The organism is Alitiscatomonas sp. (genome assembly GCF_037242085.1).
Classification (GTDB): Bacteria; Bacillota; Clostridia; order Lachnospirales; family Lachnospiraceae; genus Alitiscatomonas; species Alitiscatomonas aceti.
The window spans coordinates 1-20,440 of record NZ_JAXXBR010000047.1; the positions used below are offsets into that span (position 1 = coordinate 1).

Annotated in this window: 17 protein-coding genes and 2 tRNA genes; 1 reads left to right on the forward strand and 18 read right to left on the reverse strand. The window is 55.2% G+C overall.

The features are described 5' to 3' along the window. From WIH05_RS03095 to truA, 14 genes are all read right to left on the reverse strand, one after another. A partial coding sequence (locus WIH05_RS03095) for a S41 family peptidase (protein WP_337424959.1) occupies positions 1-1,125 on the reverse strand: 1,125 nt, incomplete at its 3' end. A gap of 34 nt (positions 1,126-1,159) precedes the next feature. Continuing rightward, positions 1,160-2,326, reverse strand: a complete 1,167-nt coding sequence (locus tag WIH05_RS03100; RefSeq protein WP_252207423.1) for a M23 family metallopeptidase — start codon at positions 2,324-2,326, stop codon at positions 1,160-1,162. Between the two features lie 45 nt (positions 2,327-2,371). Further along, on the reverse strand, positions 2,372-3,286 hold the full coding sequence (locus tag WIH05_RS03105; protein WP_022272689.1) for a permease-like cell division protein FtsX: 915 nt from the start codon (positions 3,284-3,286) through the stop codon (positions 2,372-2,374). Next, complete coding sequence (gene ftsE / locus WIH05_RS03110) at positions 3,276-3,962, reverse strand: cell division ATP-binding protein FtsE (protein WP_022272690.1); 687 nt, start codon at positions 3,960-3,962, stop codon at positions 3,276-3,278. The genes WIH05_RS03105 and ftsE overlap by 11 nt, the downstream gene beginning before the upstream one ends. A 1-nt stretch (position 3,963) precedes the next feature. Continuing rightward, on the reverse strand, positions 3,964-5,052 hold the full coding sequence (locus tag WIH05_RS03115) for a helix-turn-helix domain-containing protein (protein ID WP_022272691.1): 1,089 nt from the start codon (positions 5,050-5,052) through the stop codon (positions 3,964-3,966). Between the two features lie 147 nt (positions 5,053-5,199). After that, entirely contained in the window at positions 5,200-6,300 is a 1,101-nt protein-coding gene (locus WIH05_RS03120; RefSeq protein ID WP_337424960.1) for an ABC transporter ATP-binding protein, read from the reverse strand. A gap of 250 nt (positions 6,301-6,550) precedes the next feature. Beyond that, positions 6,551-6,925, reverse strand: a complete 375-nt coding sequence (locus WIH05_RS03125) for a RidA family protein (RefSeq protein ID WP_022272693.1) — start codon at positions 6,923-6,925, stop codon at positions 6,551-6,553. Continuing rightward, entirely contained in the window at positions 6,922-7,779 is an 858-nt protein-coding gene (locus tag WIH05_RS03130; protein ID WP_022272694.1) for a S1-like domain-containing RNA-binding protein, read from the reverse strand. The genes WIH05_RS03125 and WIH05_RS03130 overlap by 4 nt, the downstream gene beginning before the upstream one ends. A 21-nt stretch (positions 7,780-7,800) precedes the next feature. Beyond that, positions 7,801-8,532, reverse strand: coding sequence for an acyl-ACP thioesterase domain-containing protein (locus tag WIH05_RS03135; RefSeq protein ID WP_022272695.1), 732 nt, complete (start codon positions 8,530-8,532; stop codon positions 7,801-7,803). A gap of 139 nt (positions 8,533-8,671) precedes the next feature. Next, a tRNA-Gln gene (locus WIH05_RS03140) sits at positions 8,672-8,743 on the reverse strand. 168 nt (positions 8,744-8,911) lie between these two features. Then, on the reverse strand, positions 8,912-10,297 hold the full coding sequence (locus WIH05_RS03145) for an amidohydrolase (RefSeq protein ID WP_022272696.1): 1,386 nt from the start codon (positions 10,295-10,297) through the stop codon (positions 8,912-8,914). A 440-nt stretch (positions 10,298-10,737) separates the two neighbouring features. Further along, positions 10,738-10,809 (reverse strand) — tRNA-Gln (locus tag WIH05_RS03150). A gap of 119 nt (positions 10,810-10,928) precedes the next feature. Then, entirely contained in the window at positions 10,929-12,323 is a 1,395-nt protein-coding gene (locus WIH05_RS03155) for a hypothetical protein (protein ID WP_337424961.1), read from the reverse strand. A 1-nt stretch (position 12,324) separates the two neighbouring features. After that, on the reverse strand, positions 12,325-13,083 hold the full coding sequence (gene truA / locus WIH05_RS03160; RefSeq protein ID WP_337424962.1) for a tRNA pseudouridine(38-40) synthase TruA: 759 nt from the start codon (positions 13,081-13,083) through the stop codon (positions 12,325-12,327). A 134-nt stretch (positions 13,084-13,217) separates the two neighbouring features. On the opposite strand from truA, the gene WIH05_RS03165 reads away from it, so the two are divergent. Continuing rightward, complete coding sequence (locus WIH05_RS03165) at positions 13,218-13,796, forward strand: hypothetical protein (RefSeq protein WP_337424963.1); 579 nt, start codon at positions 13,218-13,220, stop codon at positions 13,794-13,796. Here the strand turns inward: WIH05_RS03165 and WIH05_RS03170 are convergent. The 4 genes from WIH05_RS03170 to WIH05_RS03185 all read right to left on the reverse strand — a co-directional run bounded on the left by WIH05_RS03170 (position 13,791) and on the right by WIH05_RS03185 (position 20,250). Continuing rightward, positions 13,791-16,523, reverse strand: coding sequence for a cation-translocating P-type ATPase (locus WIH05_RS03170; protein WP_337424964.1), 2,733 nt, complete (start codon positions 16,521-16,523; stop codon positions 13,791-13,793). The genes WIH05_RS03165 and WIH05_RS03170 overlap by 6 nt on opposite strands. Before the next feature lie 67 nt (positions 16,524-16,590). Next, a complete protein-coding gene (gene glyA, locus WIH05_RS03175) occupies positions 16,591-17,838 on the reverse strand; it encodes a serine hydroxymethyltransferase (RefSeq protein ID WP_337424965.1) in 1,248 nt (415 codons plus the stop codon). Positions 17,839-17,933: 95 nt separating this feature from the next. Beyond that, complete coding sequence (gene recJ, locus WIH05_RS03180; protein WP_022272703.1) at positions 17,934-19,664, reverse strand: single-stranded-DNA-specific exonuclease RecJ; 1,731 nt, start codon at positions 19,662-19,664, stop codon at positions 17,934-17,936. A 25-nt stretch (positions 19,665-19,689) separates the two neighbouring features. Next, entirely contained in the window at positions 19,690-20,250 is a 561-nt protein-coding gene (locus WIH05_RS03185) for a M48 family metallopeptidase (RefSeq protein WP_022272704.1), read from the reverse strand. Positions 20,251-20,440: the final 190 nt, after the last annotated feature.

Sequence of the window (20,440 nt, forward strand, 5' to 3'; positions counted from 1 at the left end):
GCCCACCACAGTGGCCCAGCCGTTGTCCTTCAGCGCTCCTGTGAGTACCTCCGACGCGCTGGCGCTCTCTCCGTTGACCAGAAGGATGATGGGAACGTCCACCTGATGGCCGTCCTCCGTGATCTTTACGCTGTCGTCCACTCCTTTTCCTTTAAAGCTCACGATGGTCTTTCCATCGGGGAGCAGATAGTCCGCAATATCCGTAGACGCCGTCACCACGCCGCCGCCGTTGTTCCGCAGATCGATGATGAGGCTCTTCGCCCCCTTGCCCAACAGGGAGTCTGCGGCCGTTTTAAACTGGTCGCCGGTGACCTCCTCAAAGGCAGAGATGGAAATGTATCCCACATTATCCTCCAGCAGGTCATACTCCACCGTGGGATTCTCCACGATCTCCCGGGTCATGGTCAGGTCCAGGCTGTCCTCGATGGATTCCCGGAACACAGTGACCGTCACTTCTGTTCCCTCTTCTCCCTTAATGTGGTCGCTGACCAGGATGCTCAGATCCATTCCCGCCGCATCCACATCGCCTACGCCGGTGATCACATCCCCCGGACGCATGCCGGCCTTATCTGCCGGAGAATCCTTGAACACCCGGATCACCGTGATGATCCCTGTATTCACATTCTGGCTCACCTGGACGCCGATGCCGCAGTATTCGCCGTTGCTGCTTTCCTGGACACTCTCATATTCCTCTGCCGTATAGTAAGTGGAATAGGGGTCCTGAAGGGAATATACATAGCCCGTATAGATCCAGTCCTCCGGGTTTTCCCGCTCCTCGTCCTCATCGAACAGATAATACTGGTCAATGAGCTGCTGCATATAGCCCAGCTTTGGAGCCAGCCTTCCCATATCCAGGCCGTATTCTCCCTCCGGCTCCGGAAGGACCGCCTGGCGGGTCTCCTGGGTCTGCCTGCCCATGATCCAGATTCCGGCTGCCATTCCCACCGCCGCCAGCACCACGAAGGCCGTTACCAGGGAACCGGCTAAGGCCCCCTTCCAGAACCGGCTCCGGCCCTCCCGGCCGTTTTCCTTCCGGTCCTCTTTCTCCTTTTCCAGGCCTTCGTTCCTGCCGTTATCCTGGTTTTCTTCTTCCAGTTTTGTTTCTTCCAGGTTTGTTTCTGTCATAGCAATTTTGTCCTTTCCTGTTTTACGCCCCCGGTCACGGGCTCACATACTGGCTGGGATTCACATATGTACCGTTTACCCGGATCCCGAAGTGCAGATGCGGCCCTGTGGAATATCCCGTAGAACCCACCTTGGCAATGGTCTGCCCCTTCTTCACCTGATCGCCCACAGATGCCAGCAGCTTGGAGGCATGCATATAGACCGTATAAACTCCGCCTCCGTGGTTGATCATCACATAATTCCCAGCCGAATAGCTGTACGTGGACACCACCACCTCTCCGTCTGCCGCTGCCACGATCCCCGAGCCTGTGGAGGCGCCGATGTCGATGCCCTTGTGGTTGGAGGAAGCTCCCTCTGTCGGTGAGGACCGGCCGCCAAACCCCGAGGTGATCCGCCCGCTGGACGGACAGGGCCATGTGAAGCTAATGTCCCCAAGATTCTTCGTTTTATACGTCTTTCCAGCCGCCTCAGCCTTTTTCCTGGCCTCTTCCTCTTTCCGCCGCATCTCCGCCTCGATGGCTTTGATGGAGTCCTCCTGGGCCTTGATATCCTTTTCATACTCGGAAAGCTGGCCCTCAGCTGCGCTTATCTGGCTCTCATACTTCTTAAGCTCCGACTGCTTGGCGGAAAGGAGCTGCTCCACCGACGCATGCTTGGCCTCCGTCTGCTCCTGAAGCCCCAGAAGCTCCCCATGCTCCGCCTCCAGCTCTGCCTCCTTGGCCTGGATCTGCTCCTTGGTGGCCACGTATTCGTCCAGCTTCTGCCGGTCATAAGCCGAGATCTTTCCAATATATTCCGCCTTATTTAAGAGCTCCGACAGGGAACCGGATTCCATGAGAAGATCCACATAAGAGCTGTCTCCCTTCTCATACATATATTTTATCCGCAGCTTCATGGATTCATACTGGTCTTTTTCCACCTGCTTTGCATCCTCCAGCTCCGCCTTTGTGGTCTCGATCTGGCCCTCCTTGACCTCAATATCCTTCCCCAGCCTGGAAAGCTCGTCGCTGATGGCCTCCAGATTGGCGTCCAGCTTCTTTACATAGGCCGCCGCGTCGCTCTTTAACCCTTCCAGGCTCTTTATGGCAGCTTCCGTCTTCTTTTTTTCCTCTTCCAGACTGCTCTTTTTCTTTTTCGCATCGTCCAGGCTTCCCGTGGCCCAGGCCGGGATCGCCAGACATAGACTTAAGACAGCCGCCAGTCCGGCCGCCGCCGCTTTTCCTGTTTTTTTCACCTGCCGCGCCTCCTATACCTTTAAATGCCGCCGGATGGTCAGAAAACTCACCACAAGGCCCAGACCTCCGCCCAGCGCCAGGGAAATGGCCGCCATGGACGGATAGATCTCCTCGATCGGGAGAAACTGGATGATCCCGGACAGGATCTGGAACCGGCCCACCACATACGCCACCGTCTGACGGTATCCGAAATACATGGCTCCCAGGGGGATGGCGGCTCCCAGGAGTCCCAGGATCGTTCCCTCCACCACAAAGGGAGCCCGGATCATGAAATTGGTGGCCCCGATGAGGCGCATGATCTTATTCTCATTTTTCCTCATTCCGGCCGCCACAGAGATGGTGTTGCTGATCAGGAATACCGCCACCGCCAGAAGCATCAGGATGATCGCTCCGAACAGCAGGGCCAGGACCTTATTAAAGCTGGAAAGCCCCGCCGCCGCGCTGTTGGAATAGTTGACCTTCCGGACGCCGGAAAGCCCCTCCAGATACTTAACCACCGGCTCCTGGTCATTGATGTCGTAAAGATATATTTCATAGGAAGCCGAGCCAGTCAGAGGGTTGTCATCAGAAAAGCCCTCCGCCAGATCGCTGTTCTCCCCAAAGTATTCCTTTTTAAAGCTCTCCCATGCCTCCTCCGCAGAGGTAAACTTCATATCCTTTATGATCGGCCCCTGGGCCTTCCGGATCTCCTCCCCGATGGCGTGGATCTCATCCTCTGGCAGCGACTCGTCAAAAAACACCGTGATCCCCATGGTGGACTCAGCCGTGACCACCATATACTGGACGTTGGTGATGATCGAATAAAATACACAGAATAAAAAAATACATGCAGAAATGATCGCGGCTGACGCCAGGGAAAACCAGATATTTCTGCATATATTCACAAGGCCCTGCTTCAGGCAGAACCAGAACGTGCTAATCCTCATACCAGTACCCGCTTTCTTTCTCATCACCCACCACGATTCCTCGCTGGATGGTGATCACCCGTTTTCTCATCATATTTACGATCTCGCTGCTGTGGGTCACCACCACCACTGTGGTCCCCTGACGGTTGATCTCCTCCAGAAGGCCCATGATCTCCATGGCGTTATGTGGGTCCAGGTTTCCCGTAGGCTCATCGGCCAGAAGGATAGCCGGCCGGTTGATGAGGGCCCTGGCAATGGCCACCCGCTGCTGCTCGCCGCCGGAAAGCTGGTGCGGAAAAGATTTATATTTTGATGAAAGGCCCACCATCCTCAGCATCTCCGGCACCGATTCCCGGATCTTCCTTCCTGAAACGCCGATGACTCTCTGGGCAAAGGCCACATTCTCATAGACGTTCCGGTCCTTTAACAGACGGAAATCCTGGAATACCACGCCCAGCTGTCTCCGGTACTTGGGGACATAGCGGCGGGGCATCCGTCCCAGGTCCATGTCATTCACGACAACACGGCCGGAAGTGGGTTCCACCTCTTTCAGAAGGATTCTGAGCAGGGTTGACTTTCCGGAACCACTCCGGCCTGTAATAAAGACAAACTCCCCATCGTCGATGGTAAGGCTTACGTCCTTGAGAGCACGGCTGCTCTTTTCGTAGGTCTTTGTCAGCTTTGAAATTTCTATCATATTAGTAATCCAGATTCTCCATATACTTCATGTATTTCACCACCATCAGTGCGATCTTAAAGGTAATGGCGTCCTCAAATACACGAAGATCCAGTCCTGTACTCTTCTGAAGCTTATCCAGACGGTATACCAGAGTATTTCTGTGGATGTAAAGCTGTCTGGAGGTCTCCGAAACGTTCAGGCTGTTTTCAAAGAACTTGTTGATGGTCGTCAAGGTCTCCTCATCGAATTCATCCGGGTTCTTCCCATCGAAGATCTCCTTGATGAACATCCGGCACAGGGGAAGCGGAAGCTGGTAGATCAGACGTCCGATACCCAGGTTGGAATATGCCACCACATTCTTTCCGCTGTAAAAGATCTTTCCCACATCCAGGGCCATCTTAGCCTCCTTATAAGAGCGGGAAACGTCCTTGATCTCGTTGACAATGGTACCAAAGGCAATATGCACCTTGGACATAGCCTCTGTATTCAGCATATCCAGGATCGTATTGGCCGTCTTTTCCAGATCCCCATACGTCTCTCCAGGCTTTACCTCCCGCACAAGGATAATGTTTTTCTCATCCACAGCCGTGATAAAGTCCTTGGTCTTTGCAGAAAACAGGCTTCTTACGGTCTCCAGGGCGTTGGCATCCTTCTCATTTTTCGTTTCAATGAGGAACACCACGCGCTTTACGTTTGTCTCGATATGGAGCTTTTTGGCCCGGTTGTAAATATCCACCAGGAGCAGGTTATCCAGCAGAAGGTTTTTAATAAAGTTGTCCTTATCAAACCGCTCTTTATAGGCCACCAGCAGATTCTGGATCTGGAACGCCGCCAGCTTTCCCACCATGTAAACATCGTCGCTGCCTCCCTTTGCAAGGAGGATGTATTCCAGCTGGTGCTCGTCAAATACCTTAAAAAACTGATAGCCGGAAATCACCTGACTGTCTGCCGGAGAATCTGCAAAGGCAAGGATGGAGCTCTCATACTCTTCTGCCTGCTCAAACGTGGATGCCAGAACTTTTCCTTCCACGTCGCAGACGCAGAGATCGATCCTGGTAATTTCTTTCAGTCCGTCAATGTTCGACTGCAAGATCTGATTTGAAATCATAACGTTCTCTCCTTTTCACAATATAGACATTCATACAGATTCTATTTTAATGCAAAATCACAAAAAAGGAAAGAAAAATTTTGTATTTTTCCACAAAAAAACAATCCGGCACCACAACCGGCACCGGATTGTTGGGAAATCATCCCTTTACAGAATGTTTTTTTCCGTATCCTTATCAAACAGATAGATCTTTTCAGCGTCCACAAAGAGGTATATCTTTTCATTTTCCCGAAAATCCGTTCTCCCCTCTGCCTGGCAGATGCCGTCGGCGTCCTCAGCCTGGAAGCGGAGCATGGTCCCGTCTCCAGTCATGCTCTGGAATCTGGCGGAGAAATGGCCGTCCTGGCCGTCCTCTGAGGCCCGGGACAGGCAGACATCCTCAGCCCGTACCCCTGTGATCACTTCTTTTCCCACATAACCATTGTTTTCCAGGACTGCGCCCACAGCCTCCGGGACCAGCATACGGCCGCTGGCTCCCTGAAGCCCGATCCTGCCGCCTTCAGAAAATACCTTCATAAGAAAGAAGTTCATGGGCGACCGGCCTACGACTCCGCCCACAAAGCAGTTTGCCGGATGGGCCGCCAGTTCCTCCGGCGTACCGTCCTGGCAGATGGAGCCCTCATTCATGACTACCATTCTGGTTCCCAGGGCCAGTGCCGTTTCCTGGTTGTCGGTCACATAGATCACCGTCATATCCATTTTTTTATGGATATCCTTAAATTCCTTCCTCATCACCTTCTGGAGGCTCTGCTCCAGATCTGCAATGGTACTGTCCAGAAGAAGGATCCCCGGACGGCGCATCATGGCACGTCCCAGAAGCGCCCGGTATGTCTCCTCCCCGGTCAGCTCCTCAGGCTTTTTATCCAGAATATCAGAAAGCTTCAGATACCCGGAGATCTCCCGGATCCTCCTGTCGATCTCCTCCTGGGCCATCTTCCCCATACGAAGCGCAAAGGAAAGGTTATCTTCCACCGTCATGCCCGGATACAGCACACTGTTTTTAAACAGCATGGCAATATTCCTGTCCTTGGGATCCGCGTCCGTCATATCCTTTCCATCAATGAAAAGGGAACCGGAGCTGATCTCATCCAGTCCGCCGATCATCCGCAGAAGCGCGGATTTTCCGCACCCGGCAGGCCCCACAAGGATAAGGAACTCCCTGTCCCTGATCTCCAGAGAAAAATCCTTCACCGACTGCTGTCCCCCAGGATAAATCTTATTCACGTTTTTTAATACTAATCCCGACATGCTTCCTCCCCATTGTAAAACTCAAAAAAACAAAATACCCGCCGGCATCCGTGACAACACAATGCCTGGCGGGTATACCTCTGTTCCCTATGGTACACAAAACAGAAGTGTTTTTCCATATTGTAATTTACCAAAATATCGTGATAAATTCCATGACTTTTGCATATGGGGCCTGGGAGCCGCGGAAAAAGCATCCGTTTTCCCCAAAAAACAAATCTCTTTTCGTCCTGTTTTAGCAAAAATAACGGTTTTATTTTACAGCGATGGCTTCCATCTCCAGCAGAACACCCTTGGGAAGCTTTGCAACCTCCACACAGGAGCGGGCCGGGCAGTCCTTCTCAAAATATTTGGAATAAATTCCGTTGATGGTTGCAAAATCGTCCATGCTCTGGATGAATACGGTTGTTTTTACAACGTTCTCCATGGAAGTACCTGCTGCTTCCAGAAGGTTCTTCATATTCTTCATTACCTGCTCTGCCTGGCCTTCGATCCCTTCGGCAACCTCGCCAGTGGCCGGGTTTACCGGGATCTGGCCGGAAGCGAATACAAAGCCGTTGGCCTCAATGGCCTGGGAATAAGGACCGATTGCTGCTGGTGCGTTTGTTGTGCTGATCACTTTCTTCATTTTGTTTCCTCCAATACTCTGATACTTTTTTCTGTTATCTCTATCTTACCCTCTTTTAAAAGATGGCCGACAGCGCGTTTAAAGGCGTTCTTGCTGAGCTTAAATTCCCTGGCGATCACTTCCGGGTCTGCCTTATCGTTAAAGGGCAGCACTCCGTCAAATTCCCCGATCACCTTTAATACAAGCTCTGCATCCTCAAAAATCTGGTTATAGGCCTTTTCCCTGGCGCTCAGATCCAGCTTTCCATCCCCGCGCACCTTTGTCACACGGCAATGGACCTCCTGGCCCACCTTAAAGCCTCCGAACAGCTCCCGCCTGGGGATCATCCCGTGGTAGATCCCGTCCACGGCCACAAAGGCTCCCAGCTCCGGGTTGATCTCAAATACAAAGCCGTTTATATCGTCTCCCGTTTTATAGGGAGCGTCGCTCCTCAAATACGAATATACCTTCATGGTAGCCGCCAGACGCTTACTTTTATCCACATAAAGGGCCACCAGACATTTTTCTCCCTTTTTCACTGCATGGGTCTGCTCCTTAAAGGGCAGAAGAAGATCCTTTTCCAGCCCCATGTCCAGGAATGCGCCGATCTTTGATGTTTCCTTCACCTCCAGCACTGCCGTCTCTCCCAGGGAGAGCTTCGGTCTTGTGGTGGTGGCAATGATCCGGTCCTCCGAATCCTTATATAAAAACACTTCCAGGAGATCGCCGGTCTTTGCGCCCTCGGGCACCTGCTTTTTCGGCAGCAAAACGCCCTTTTCAGCTCCCCCGGCGCTCTTTCCAGGTTCCCCCAGATACACTCCGAAATCCTTTTCCTTTACGATCTCCAGCGTCTGCATTCTTCCAAGTTCCAGCATGTCCTTCGTCCTCTCTTTTTTCTAAACGCCCTCCGGCGTTACCTTCAGTTCCACATTGGCAAAGATGCTTCCGTCTCCGCCGCAGACAGATACCACGTATCCGTCCTCTCCGGCCGCCCGCATGAGGACCGCCGTATCTCCCAGCACCGCCGCCTTTTTATACTCGGCGCGGATCTCCGTGATCTCCCTGCCGTCGGCTTCCTCCGGAAGGGCCTCCACCGCCATATCCACGTACTGGGCATTGTTGACATGGTGGTTGGTGTCGATCTGGTGCTTCATGATCACCAGCCGCCCCGCCTCCTCCATGTGCTCCGGAAGACGGATCTTTCTGGGAGCATAGTCCATAGAAAGCTTCGGTTCCTCATCCCCGTAGGCATCCACATCCTCCCGCGTCACGCGGACCGGTTTTCCGGCTTCTGTATCCAGAAGGAACCAGCAGGAATTGGCCTTTACCAGGTATTCCCCGGTCCCGTCCATCAGCGTAAAATTCCGCAGGCCGTAGATCCCCTTGATCTCATAGGGCCAGGTGCAGACAGTGATCTCCTCGCCCAGAGCCGGTCTCCTTAAGATCTGGATTTGCCAGGATGACAGAAGCCACGCACGATTTTTTTCTTCCAGATAAGCAAGCCCCACTCCGCAGTCCTCCGACTGGAAGGTGGAGCAGTCCTGCATATAATTCATGATCCCCATCAGGGACAGCCTTGCGTCCACGCCGGTCTCACTGTACCGGACACGGCTCTTAAACTGGTACATGTTCTTCCCGCCTCACTTAAATCCTCCGGGCAGTCCCGGCGCTCGTTTCCATTCTAACCCATTTTTCTCTTCCAGGCAATAGGCTCTGTATCAAAAAAGCGTCTAAACATTGGATCCCCAACATCTAAACGCTTTCCAGCTGGGCTACAAGGATTCGAACCTTGAAATGACGGAGTCAGAGTCCGTTGCCTTACCATTTGGCGATAGCCCATTATTCACGATCTGTCTCTTACAGTTTTTCAACTGCGAGTTATATTATACCCACACTTTTTAAGAATGTCAAGCATTTTTTCCAGACTGCGGGACTTTTTCCTGTTTTCTGGAAAAAGCCCCGCCCTTTAAGCCTCCGGCTTCCAAATCCCGGATCTTATATTCTCATCTACTGTACCGGCGCCGGAACCACGATCTCCTCGGTCACCGGGCACTTATACGTTCTTCCGTTCATCTGCTTCTTAAACTCTTCCTTCGCCTCGTCCACCAGCTTGGGATCATCCACCAGCTTCATGGCTGTGGCTGCCATGACCTTTGCGCCATAGAGCATGCCCTTCATTCCGATGCTCATACCGGCGCAGGCAGTGATCTGCCAGCTATGGCCCGGGGCCGCCAGGTTGCAGGTAGCCGTCATCACCTGTACACAGGGAACGATATGCTGTACGTCTCCCACATCGGTGGAGCCGTAGCCGTTCTCATTCAGCACAGGAGATACCTTCGTATCCAGAGGACCATCCTCCAGAGCGCCCGAGGCTTTTACCTTCTCATACTGCTGGCTCTTTTCATTGAGGATCTTTGCAAATGCCAGCTCCTCCTCTGTCCAGTGGGGTCTTTCCACCTCTTCCATCACATCGTGGGTCAGGTTGGTGAGCGTCACTGGATTTAATGTATTGTAGCAGCCGCCCAGGTATTCTACCTCCAGCTCAGTCTCTGTCATATGGGCTGCGCCTTCCGCCACCTTCACCAGACGTCTGTATGTATCCTCCACGGCCTCACGGCTTAACGCGCGGACATAATACCATACGCTGGCCTTATCGGGAACGATATTGGGCGCTGTGCCGCCTTCCTTGATCACATAGTGGATACGGACATCGCTGGTCACATGCTCCCGCAGATAGTTGGCTCCCACACTGGTCAGCTCCACGGCATCCAGCGCAGACCGGCCGTTGTGGGGATCTCCTCCAGCATGGGCCGTGATCCCATTAAAGTGGAAAATGGCGCTGTTCAGTCCAGTCATGGTCCCCAGAGTCACATGGTTATTGGTGGAGCCGTGCCAGGAAAACGCTGCATCCAGCTCTGTGAACGCTCCTCCTCTTGCCATAAACGCCTTTCCGGTGAGGACCTCCTCTGCCGGACAGCCATAAAATACCACTGTACCCTCTTTGCCGGTAGCCTCCAGCTCTGCCTTCATTCCAAGAGCAGCGCCCAGGCAGGCAACACCTAAAAGGTTATGGCCGCAGCCCTGTCCCGCAGCACCCGGAGTTACCGGTTCCTTTTCTGTGCTGACCTTCTGGCTCAGGCCGGGAAGTGCGTCATACTCGCCCAGGAAACCGATCACCGGATGACCTTTTCCCCATACGGCGCGGATGGCTGTGGGCATTCCCACATACCCTGTCTCCACCTCAAATCCGGCGTTGCGGAGGACTTCTGCTGTCCATTCACATGCCTTCACTTCATTAAACGCAGTCTCGGGATTTTCCCAGATCTTTTTAGCCAGATCGGTAAGGACCTTTTCATTCTGATCAACGGCTCTGGTAGCAATGGTGTCAATCATAATATTCTCTCCTTTTTCTGGGCGCCGCAGGCTCACACACCGCAAGAGACGCCTGTTATTGATTCCAACGGACTCACCCCTTCATTTTAACCTGGAGAACAAAAAATGTCAATCACCTTGCACAATAAAATCTTTTATTTGCTATGTATTCATGTGCACTTTCACGGTTCTTTCCAATGTTTTTGGAATGCCAGCGGACATTCCATCTCCTTTGAAAGATGTTTTCTTTCTCCTGTCCTCTGGGCCCTAGAGAGGAAAGTCCTGGATCTTGCCCAAACGGGCCAGTTAAAATGGAGTAAACGGTCTGGATTTTTAGTGATTTTTGGACACTACGGAAAAATCCATATTTGCGCCCCCACACTTTGAAGTTCTCTGCATCCAGGAACAAAAAAAGAGACGAAAAACCATTGTAAACTCAATGTTCCTCGTCTCTATTCCAGCTGGGCTACAAGGATTCGAACCTTGAAATGACGGAGTCAGAGTCCGTTGCCTTACCATTTGGCGATAGCCCATCGCATCAACGTGGACTATTATAACGCAGCTTTCCGTTTTCGTCAAGTGGTATTTTCAATTTTTTCACAAACCTTTTTTTCACAAAAGACGTCCGTTCCCCGAAACGCTCCGGCGGGCATCAGCCTGCCGGAACCACATCCTCTAAAATCCCCGGCCCTACGGTATGGGGCTCCGTGGCAGGAGGCGTTTCTGGCGGCCTGGGCGGCTCTGTTTCCGGAGCCGGAGTCTCCTCCGGCGTCGGGCTCACCGGAGTAAGAGTGCCCGGTGCGGCTGTGGACGGCTCCGGTGCGGCCGTTTCGGCAGCCGGCTCTGTGGTCTCCGGTGCCGCAGTCGTCTCCGGCTCTGCGGTAGTCTCCGGTGCCGCAGGAGACGTCTCAGGCGGTGCTGTGGTTTCCGGCTCTGCCGGTCCCGTGACAGGTTCAGACGGTTCCCGGTTTTCTGACTCTGCTTCCGCCTCAGATGCCTCACCGTTTTCCGGCTCTGCCGAAGATGCCTCTTCTCCCTGGGACGCTCCGCTGCCTTCTTCTGGGCGGAGTTCTTCTCCCTGCGGCTCCTTTACCGCCTCCTCCGGCTGCTCTCCTCCTTCATAATTCCCAGGACCGCGGTTTCCTGCCGATCCGCCGTTCCCATCCTTTCCGGAATCTATTCCGTTCTCCTCTTCTCCGGAGCCTTCGTCTGTCTCTGTCCCGGACTCCGTCTCCCCGGATTCTATCCCGGCGGGCCTGTCCTCCTTTACCTGATAAAGCTTTCCCGCCGTGGCCACCAGAAACGAGGTCTGATAATTTTTCTTCTCCATTTCCCGGGACAGGGCCCCCATGTCCATCTGGCACAGCCGGCCGCAGTCCGACTCCCGGACCCGAACATTCCGCTCCAGAAGATCCTGGACCATGGCTGCCTTACCCACAGAGCAGCCGTTTTCCCTGACCAGCTCCAGGACCTCCGGCTCCTCTGATATACTTCCGGCATATACGGTCCCCTTGGCCTGGCGGGTCGTCAGAAATAATTCTGCGGCAACGGCGATCTCCTCCGCCATCCGTTCTGTATCCACCCGCACTGCCCCCTCTATGGGGCGCACCGTAAACAAGGCCGCTTCCTGGTCCCCCAGCATCTGTGCCCCATGAAGCTCCTCCAGCAGACGTTCACAGCACTCCCGCAGGGAAAGGCCCGCCATGGAATCCGGGTTCCCGTTTTTCCGGATCACTCCTCCCTTCCGGTTCAGGACCAGCTCCCTGCTGTCCTTCCCGTCCGCGGTCAAGAGCACTGCCGGCTTCCGGTTCTGCATAAGAAACACAGTCCCCAGGATACAGGACGCTGCCAGGCAGATTCCCAGGGCCAGACCGGCCCATAAAAGCCACCGCCTCACGGCCTCCACCGACAGCTCGCCGTCCATATTGAGGCTTGCTTCTCTCCGGTCCTTCTCTCTGCTTCCCGCCTCTATGGTCTCCGTTTTCTCTCCCCGGTCCGCCAAAGCCTCTGCAGGCTCCAGCTTTTCCAGCCGCTCTTTCTCTTCCATCCTATGCCTCCCCGTCATATTCCACCCGCATGAGGAACAGGCCCTCCGGCGGAGCCGTCGCTCCGGCCGCCTCCCGGTTCCTGGCCTCAAGGACAGCCTTCATCTCCTCCGGCCTTCGTTTTCCCAGGCCCACCTCCAGGAGCGTTCCCGTAAGGATCCGCACCATATTATACAAAAAACCATTTCCTGTATAGGTAAACACCACTTTCGTTCCATCTGCATGGATCCCGATCTGATCTATCCGGCGGACCGTGCTCTTTTTCATTCTTTTATTGGAACAGAAGCTTTTAAAATCATGCTCTCCCAGAAGATATCCCGCCGCCTTCTCCATGGCCGGGATATCCAGCTCACGCCCCAGTCCGTATACGTATTTTCTCTCAAATACACACTTCCTATCCGCTGTTTCCACGCAATACGCATATGTTTTCCTTACAGCGGAAAGACGGCTGTGGAACCGCTCCGGCGCCTCCTTCGCATCTATGACCCGTATATCCTCCGGCAGATACCGGTTCATATACTCCATAGCCGCTGCTGCCGACGGACAGAACTGCTCCTCAATATGGAAATTGGCCGTCTGCCCCCTGGCGTGGACCCCTGCATCGGTCCGTCCGGAGCCATGGACCTCCACTTCCTGTCCGGTCCATTTAAAAAGCACTGCCTCCAGCTTTCCCTGGATGGTATTGTCTGTATTCCCCTGTTTCTGCCAGCCGTCGTATCTGGAGCCGTCGTATTCCAGCGTCATCCTGATGTTCTTTTTCATGATCGTTTCCCTTCTGGTCCTGCCAGGTATCGTCTTATTGTATCAATTTTCCATTCAAATTGGAATACCTGGAACCAAATATTCCGCCTGCCAATATGATATCATAAGTGATCTTCTGTAAATATGGTATAAAAATGGGCGATCTGTCTTCACTTTTTCTTTTTACGGCCGCTCTCTGCGCCGATTCCTTTGCCGTCAGCTTTGTCTGCGGAACGGGAAAAATAAAGATCCCCAGGAGCTCTGCATGGATCCTGGCCTTCTGTCCGGCAGCGGTGCTGGCCGCGGCCTCTGTCCTGGGAACCGTCCTCCGGCCTCTGCTCCCGGAAGAGCTTCCCGTTTTTTTAAGCGCCAGCCTCCTCATGCTCCTGGGATTTTCCCGTTTTACAGCCAGCCCGGCCTCTGCCTCCGTACCCGGAAAAAGCGGTACAAAACAGCTCTCTGCTTCCGGCTCCTTTTTTCTGGCCATGGGGCTTTCCTCTGACAACGGAGCAGCAGGCCTGGGAGCCGGACTGGCCGGGGCCTCTCTGGCTGTCCTTTTCTTCCTTTCCCTGTTTCTCAGCTTCACCTCCGTCCGCCTGGGAGTCTTCCTGGGCAGGAAAAGCGCACTGGCCCTGGAAAACAGCCGCCAGCTCCCGGGATCCCGGTGTTCTCTGGATCTGTCCAGGACCGGAGGGCTGATCCTGATCCTTCTGGGGATCCTGAAGCTCTTATAATCCGGACCGTTCTTTCTCTGCCGTCCCCCGCGCTCCAGAGATCCGGCTGAGCCCCGCCAGAAGCTCATGGGCCGCCAGGGGTGCAGCTGCCAGAAACAGCAGCTCCCTCCATTCTGTTCCGGACAGGGCTGCCGTCTGGAACAAGGCCACCAGACGGCTGTTTTCCGTCACCAGCACCTGGAGGAGCACTCCCAGGGCCGCTGCTGCCAGCATCAGCCGGTTTTCCAGATGATTCATCCGGAACACCGACCGCCCCACGTCCCGCATCCCCACAGCATGAAAAAGCTGGGAAAGGCCCAGGACCGTAAAGGCATACGTCTGGCTCCGGGCCAGCACCGCCGGATCTCCAAGGACCAGGGACAGGCTTTCTGCCGTGATCCTTTTTCCCTCCGCCGCCAGGATCCCCACCGGCAGCCGCAGAAAGGCCGTAAGGCTGATCACCGCTATAAGGAATCCATAAAACAGCGTGCACGCCATCCCTCCCCTGGAAAACAGGCTCTCATCCTTTCCCCTGGGAGGCTCCTCCATCAGGGCGGGTCCGTCGTTTTTATCCGTTCCAAGGGCCAGGGCCGGCAGGGAATCGGTAATCAGGTTGATCCACAGGATATGACTGGCCTTTAGCGGCGACGGCAGGGAAAGGGCAATGGCCGTGAACATGGTCATGATCTCGCCGAAATTGGAGGACAGGAGAAAGATCACCGCCTTCTTTATGTTCTCATAGACGCCTCTTCCCTCCTCAATGGCCTTCTCGATGGTAGCAAAATTGTCGTCTGTGAGCACCATATCCGCCGCCTGCTTTGCCACATCTGTTCCGGTCTGCCCCATGGCGATCCCCACATCGGCTGCCTTTAAGGAGGGCGCGTCATTGACTCCGTCGCCGGTCATGGCCACGATGCTTCCATTCTCCTTCAGCGCCCGGACGATCCGCACCTTATGGTCCGGGGAGACCCGGGAAAAGACCGCCGCCGTTTCTGCCCGTTCCTTAAGGGCCGCGTCGTCCATCCGGTCCAGCTCCGCCCCGCTGATGCACTGGGTCCCATCCTCTGCGATCCCCAGCCGTCTGGCAATGGCCAGGGCTGTGTCCCTGTGATCCCCTGTGATCATCACCGTCCGCACATGGGCTCTCTTAAACATGGCCACCGCATGGGCGGCCTCCGGACGCGGAGGATCTGCCATGGCTGCCAGGCCCAGAAAGACCATGTCCTCCTCCTTCCTTCCGTCCCCATCACTCCTGGCCGCTCCCAGCACCCGGAGCCCCTGGCTGGAAAGCCATGAGATCCGGTCCTGGAGCCTTCTTCTGCTGCCGCCGATCAGAGGCCGTTCACCGCCGCCCGACAGATACCGGCTGCACCGTTCCAGGATCACATCCGGGGCTCCCTTCGTATAGGAAACAGTTCCTGTCTCTGTCCGGTGTACGGTGGTCATCCGCTTCCGCTCCGGATCAAAGGCCCGCTCTGCCGTCCTGGGAAGCTGCCGCTCCAGCTCTCCCTTTGTCCATGGCCCCTCCTTCTCTGCATATTCCAGAAGGGCCAGCTCCCCGGGATCGCCGATCCTTCCCTTTTTATTAAGCTCCGCGTCATTGCACAGGACAAAGGCCCTGAGAAGCTCCTCCTGGCACGGAGCCATGGCCCCCTTCCCGCGGCCCGGCCGTCTCCTCCTGCCGCTTACGCCTTCATCCAGGAGCTCTCCCGCGTCCAGGACCTCTTCCACCGTCATCCGGTTCATGGTCAGCGTCCCTGTCTTATCGGAGCAGACCACACTCACCGCCCCCAGAGTCTCCACCGACGGCAGCCGCCGCACGATGGTATGGACCCGGGCCATCCGGGACACGGACAGGGCCAGCACGATGGTCACCACCGCCGGAAGCCCCTCGGGCACCGCCGCCACTGCCAGGGAAATGGCCGTAATGAGCATCTCTCCCACATCCCGCTTCTGCCAGACGGCAAGACCGAAAAGGGCCGCACAGAGGGCCACTGCCAGAATGCTCAGAGCGCCTCCCAGATCCCCCAGCCGTTTCTGTAAGGGTGTGGCCTCCATGGGGGCCTCCCGGATCAGACGGGCGATCCTGCCGATCTCCGTGTCCATGCCGGTGGCCGTCACCATGCCCAGCCCCCTTCCAGCCGTCACATTGGAGGACATATAGGCCATGTTTTTCCTGTCTCCCACCGGAAGGCCGGCGGCCGCAGAAAAACCGGCGTCCTTGTGGACCGGCGCCGCCTCTCCCGTCAGGGCCGATTCCTCTGCCCGCAGACTTTCCGTCCATAAAAGCCTGAGATCCGCCGGCACCTGCCTCCCGGCGTCCAGCACCACCAGATCCCCAGGCACCAGCTCTGCCGCGTCGATCTCCTGGTCTGTCTGATCCCGGCGCACCACTGCCTTCAGACGGGTCATTTTTTTCAAGGCATCCAGGGCCCTTTTGGCCTTCCCCTCCTGGATCATCCCCACAGCCCCGTTTAAGGCCGCCACCGCCGCAATGATACAGGCGTCCCCGATCTCTCCCAGGAACACGGAAATGACTCCGGCCGCCGCCAGCACATAGATCAGAGGATCCATGAACTGGGACAGGAGACGGGAAAAAAAGCCGGGCTGCTCCGGCTCCTGCAGCCGGTTGGGTCCATACTGCTCCAGCCGTTTTCTGGCTTCCTCCGCCGAAAGACCTCCCGGATCCGTGGAATGAAGGAGCCGCCCGGTCTCCTCTGTGGTCTTTGTTTCAAAGGCCTCTGCCATAAAAAATCCCCTCCCGTCCTCATCTCTGCTTTTGCAGTGTATGAAAACGGAAGGGGAAATATGTGTCTTACTGGTAGATGGGGTATCTGCCACAGATCTCTGTCACAGACGCCCGGATCTCATCCGCCTTATTCTCGAAATCCGTGGCTGCCAGCCAGACGCAGCGGGCGATCTCATCCATGTCGCTCTCCACCAGGCCTCTGGAGGTGATGGCCGGGGTGCCGATGCGGACGCCGGAGGTAACGAACGGACTTCTGGGATCATTGGGGACCGTGTTCTTATTGAGGGTGATATAAACCTCGTCGCAGCGGTTCTGAAGCTCCTTGCCGGAAACATCCATGCCGCGCAGATCCACCAGCATCAGATGGTTGTCTGTACCGCCGGTCAGGATCTTAAAGCCCTGCTTCTTAAGGGCCTCTGCCAGGGCCTTGGCATTCTTTAATACCTGCTCCTGGTAGGTCTTAAACTCCGGCTTTAAGGCCTCGCCGAAGCAGATGGCCTTGGCCGCGATCACATGCTCTAAGGGGCCGCCCTGGCTTCCCGGGAAGATGGCCTTATTGAAATTGAACTTCTTATTGGCCTCCTCATTGGCTAAGATCATACCGCCTCTGGGACCGCGCAGGGTTTTATGGGTGGTGGTGGTCACCACGTTTGCATAGGGAATGGGGCTGGGATGGAGACCAGCTGCCACCAGACCGGCGATGTGTGCCATATCCACCATCAGATATGCGCCGCACCGGTCAGCGATCTCACGGAACCGCTTAAAGTCGATGGTCCGGCAGTAGGCGCTGGCTCCAGCAACGATCAGCTTCGGCTTTGCCTCCATGGCCTTCTTTTCCAGCTCGTCATAGTCGATATATCCCTCGTCGTTGACGCCGTAGGGAACGATATTAAAGTACATACCGGAGAAGTTCACCGGGCTTCCGTGGGTCAGATGGCCGCCGTGGTCTAAGTTCATGCCCATTACGGTATCGCCGGGCTTTAACATGGCGATGAACACAGCCATATTTGCCTGCGCGCCGGAATGAGGCTGTACGTTGGCATAATCACAGCCAAACAGCTTCTTTGCCCGCTCGATGGCCAGGTTTTCCACCACGTCCACGCACTCGCAGCCGCCGTAATACCGTTTTCCCGGATAGCCCTCTGCATACTTGTTGGTAAGGACCGTTCCCATGGCCGCCATCACGGCCTCAGAAACGATATTCTCTGACGCGATCAGCTCCAGATTCCGTCTCTGTCTCGCAAATTCGGCGTTGACTGCCGCACCCACTTCGCTGTCATGCTCCGCAATGAGTCTCATCAGTTCATTTACCATCCTGAATCCTCCTTATACATTATAAATCTGCCAGGCAGGGACCTCCTTTTCCATTTTCCGGCCCGCCTGTTCCCTATTATAAATGCGTCCGGCCCTTAACCGGCCGCCTTATAATTCCTGATCACCGCCTGGAGCGTCCGGTTTCCATTGTATTCGTTTATATCTGGATAATATACAATGTCGATCCGGTCCTTTCCGGCCAGCTCCCTCTGGATCGCGTCCCCGTCCCCGAATAAGAGGCCGTCCATGGAAAGCCCCGTATCTGTCACCAGCCCCAGCTTCACCACGTTCCGGTTTTTCCCCAGGACCCGGAGGCTGCGGATCATCAGTCCCTTCTGGGCAAACAGGGGCTTTTCATTCCCCTGGCCAAAGGGCTCCAGCCGCTTAAGCTCCTCCACCAGTCCCTCGGTCACATATTCCAGAGGCATGGGAACGTCGATCCATACCCGCGGGATAAAGTCCTCTTCGGTGAGGACCGCATTTTCATTGAGGCGCCTGCGGAATTCCGGAACGTCCTCTTCTTTTATGGAAAGCCCCGCCGCCATGGGATGGCCGCCGAACTTCGGCAGCAGCTCCCGGACCTTTGTCAGCTCCCGGAACATATGGTACGGCTCAATGGACCTTCCGGAGCCCTTCACCATGTCCCCGCTCCTTGTGAGCACAATGGAGGGCTTATGGAAATGCTCCCGCACCCGGCCTGCAATGATCCCCGCCAGGGATTCGTGGCAGTCCGGCAGAAAGATCACCAGTACCTTATCCTCCATATACTGTGTCTCCACCTGGGCGATGGCCTCGTCCTCTCCTTTTTTTGTCATGTCCTTCCGGATATCATTTAATTCCTTTAATTCCTCTGCCAGACGCTCTGCCTCTGCCTCGTCCTCCGACAGAAAAAGCCTGAGGGCCGCCTTGGCCGTCTGGAGCCGCCCGCCGGCATTTAAGCACGGGCCGATGACAAAGCCGATATGGTAGGCGCTTAAGTCTGTAATATCAAGCCCCGTCTTCTCCACCAGTTTTCTCAGTCCCAGGTTCCTGGTGCGGGCCATCTGCTTCAGCCCGTATTTTACCAGGATCCTGTTTTCATCCTGTAACCGCATCACGTCTCCCACAGTGGCAATGGCCGCAAATTCCAGGAGCTCCCTCCATTCCTCCCGGGGGACTCCCGACGCCTCATAGAGCTTTTCCACCAGCTTGTAGGCCACCACCGCTCCGCAGATCTCACGGAAGGGATACGTTTCTCCCTCCTGCTTGGGATCCACCACCACATCCGCCGGAGGAAGGACCTGTCTTTCCTCCTCCACCGGGACCTCATGATGATCTGTGACCACCACAGTCATTCCAAGCCCCTTTGCCAGAGCGATCTCCTTTGCTGCGGCAATGCCATTGTCACAGGTCACCAGAGTATCCACCCCATCGGCTGCCGCCTGGCGGATGATGGCCCCGTTGATCCCATATCCATCCCGGACCCGGTCCGGGATCTCATAATCGATGCGGGTGCTTCCAGCCGGCCCGGTTCCTTTACCCAGTTCCCTCTCTGCCCGTCTCAGGCCTGTTAAAAGAAGGTAGGAGGCGCAGATGCCGTCGATATCGTAATCCCCGATGATCCGGATCCGCTTTTCCTCCCGGAGCTTTTTTATGAGAACGTTCACAGCCTCTCCCATATTTTTCATGAGAGCTCCGTCATAAAGCCCGTCCAGTGTGCCGTAAAGGTACCGCTCCATGGCTTCCTTCGTCTCCATTCCCCGGTTCCTCATGATCCGCACGGATACGGGGCTGACGCCCAGCTCCTTTGCCAGTCCGTTAAAATCCGCACGTTTTGTCTGGACCATCCAGATTTCCTGTTTTTCTGTCTGTTTAAAATTTTGCACCGTTTTGTCTGAGCCATTCCCTTCTTGTCTTATAATCCGGTATCTCCTCTGCCACCACGGCCCAGAACGCCGGGCTGTGGTTCATCTCCACCCGGTGGGCCAGCTCGTGGACCACCAGATAGTCCAGTATTTCTTCCGGCATCAGTGCCAGCTTCCAGTTAAAATTCAAGTTTCCCTTGGCGCTGCAGCTGCCCCACCGGGTCTTCTGCTCCCGCACGGTGACCGTCCCGTAGGAAACGCCCATGCGCTCTGCAAAATACCGGCATTTCTTCAAAAGCAGCTCCTTTGCCAGCCGCTTCCCGGCTTCCCGTTCCCGGTCCGTATACGCAGGCCGCGCCGCGGCTCTTTCCCTGCATTCTGCGATCCGCTTCCGGATCCAATCCACATGAGCCTCCACAAAGCGGTCTGCCTCCTCCGGTCGGACCCCATAGGGGATCCGGACCGTCACTGTCCCATCTTCGGACACCTTAAGGGCCATGGTCTTTCTCCGGGCCCGGATCAGCCCATAGGACACGTGCTCTGTTTTTCTCTTCTGGATCTTCTCCACTGGATCCTCCGAATTTTTTCAATATTTATCAAAACCACACCATATATTCTATCACCATTGGCGTTTCCACGCAAGCAGACAGTTATATTTTTAGAACAAAAAAAAGACAGGTCGCTTATACAACCTGTCTTTCGTGCGCCAGAGAAGATTCGAACTCCCGACACTACGGTCCGTAGCCGTATGCTCTATC

What these genes read in the sequence shown, in the direction of transcription:
- truA (WP_337424962.1), bottom strand. Translation starts at nt 13,083, where the DNA reads ATGAAAAAGAACATCAGGATGACGCTGGAATACGACGGCTCCAGATAC.
- recJ (WP_022272703.1), bottom strand. Translation starts at nt 19,664, where the DNA reads ATGGTCCAGACAAAACGTGCGGATTTTAACGGACTGGCAAAGGAGCTG.
- WIH05_RS03135 (WP_022272695.1), bottom strand. Translation starts at nt 8,532, where the DNA reads ATGTACCAGTTTAAGAGCCGTGTCCGGTACAGTGAGACCGGCGTGGAC.
- glyA (WP_337424965.1), bottom strand. Translation starts at nt 17,838, where the DNA reads ATGGTAAATGAACTGATGAGACTCATTGCGGAGCATGACAGCGAAGTG.
- WIH05_RS03130 (WP_022272694.1), bottom strand. Translation starts at nt 7,779, where the DNA reads ATGCTGGAACTTGGAAGAATGCAGACGCTGGAGATCGTAAAGGAAAAG.
- ftsE (WP_022272690.1), bottom strand. Translation starts at nt 3,962, where the DNA reads ATGATAGAAATTTCAAAGCTGACAAAGACCTACGAAAAGAGCAGCCGT.
- WIH05_RS03105 (WP_022272689.1), bottom strand. Translation starts at nt 3,286, where the DNA reads ATGAGGATTAGCACGTTCTGGTTCTGCCTGAAGCAGGGCCTTGTGAAT.
- WIH05_RS03145 (WP_022272696.1), bottom strand. Translation starts at nt 10,297, where the DNA reads ATGATTGACACCATTGCTACCAGAGCCGTTGATCAGAATGAAAAGGTC.
- WIH05_RS03170 (WP_337424964.1), bottom strand. Translation starts at nt 16,523, where the DNA reads ATGGCAGAGGCCTTTGAAACAAAGACCACAGAGGAGACCGGGCGGCTC.
- WIH05_RS03120 (WP_337424960.1), bottom strand. Translation starts at nt 6,300, where the DNA reads ATGTCGGGATTAGTATTAAAAAACGTGAATAAGATTTATCCTGGGGGA.
- WIH05_RS03165 (WP_337424963.1), top strand. Translation starts at nt 13,218, where the DNA reads ATGGGCGATCTGTCTTCACTTTTTCTTTTTACGGCCGCTCTCTGCGCC.
- WIH05_RS03125 (WP_022272693.1), bottom strand. Translation starts at nt 6,925, where the DNA reads ATGAAGAAAGTGATCAGCACAACAAACGCACCAGCAGCAATCGGTCCT.
- WIH05_RS03155 (WP_337424961.1), bottom strand. Translation starts at nt 12,323, where the DNA reads ATGGAAGAGAAAGAGCGGCTGGAAAAGCTGGAGCCTGCAGAGGCTTTG.
- WIH05_RS03115 (WP_022272691.1), bottom strand. Translation starts at nt 5,052, where the DNA reads ATGATTTCAAATCAGATCTTGCAGTCGAACATTGACGGACTGAAAGAA.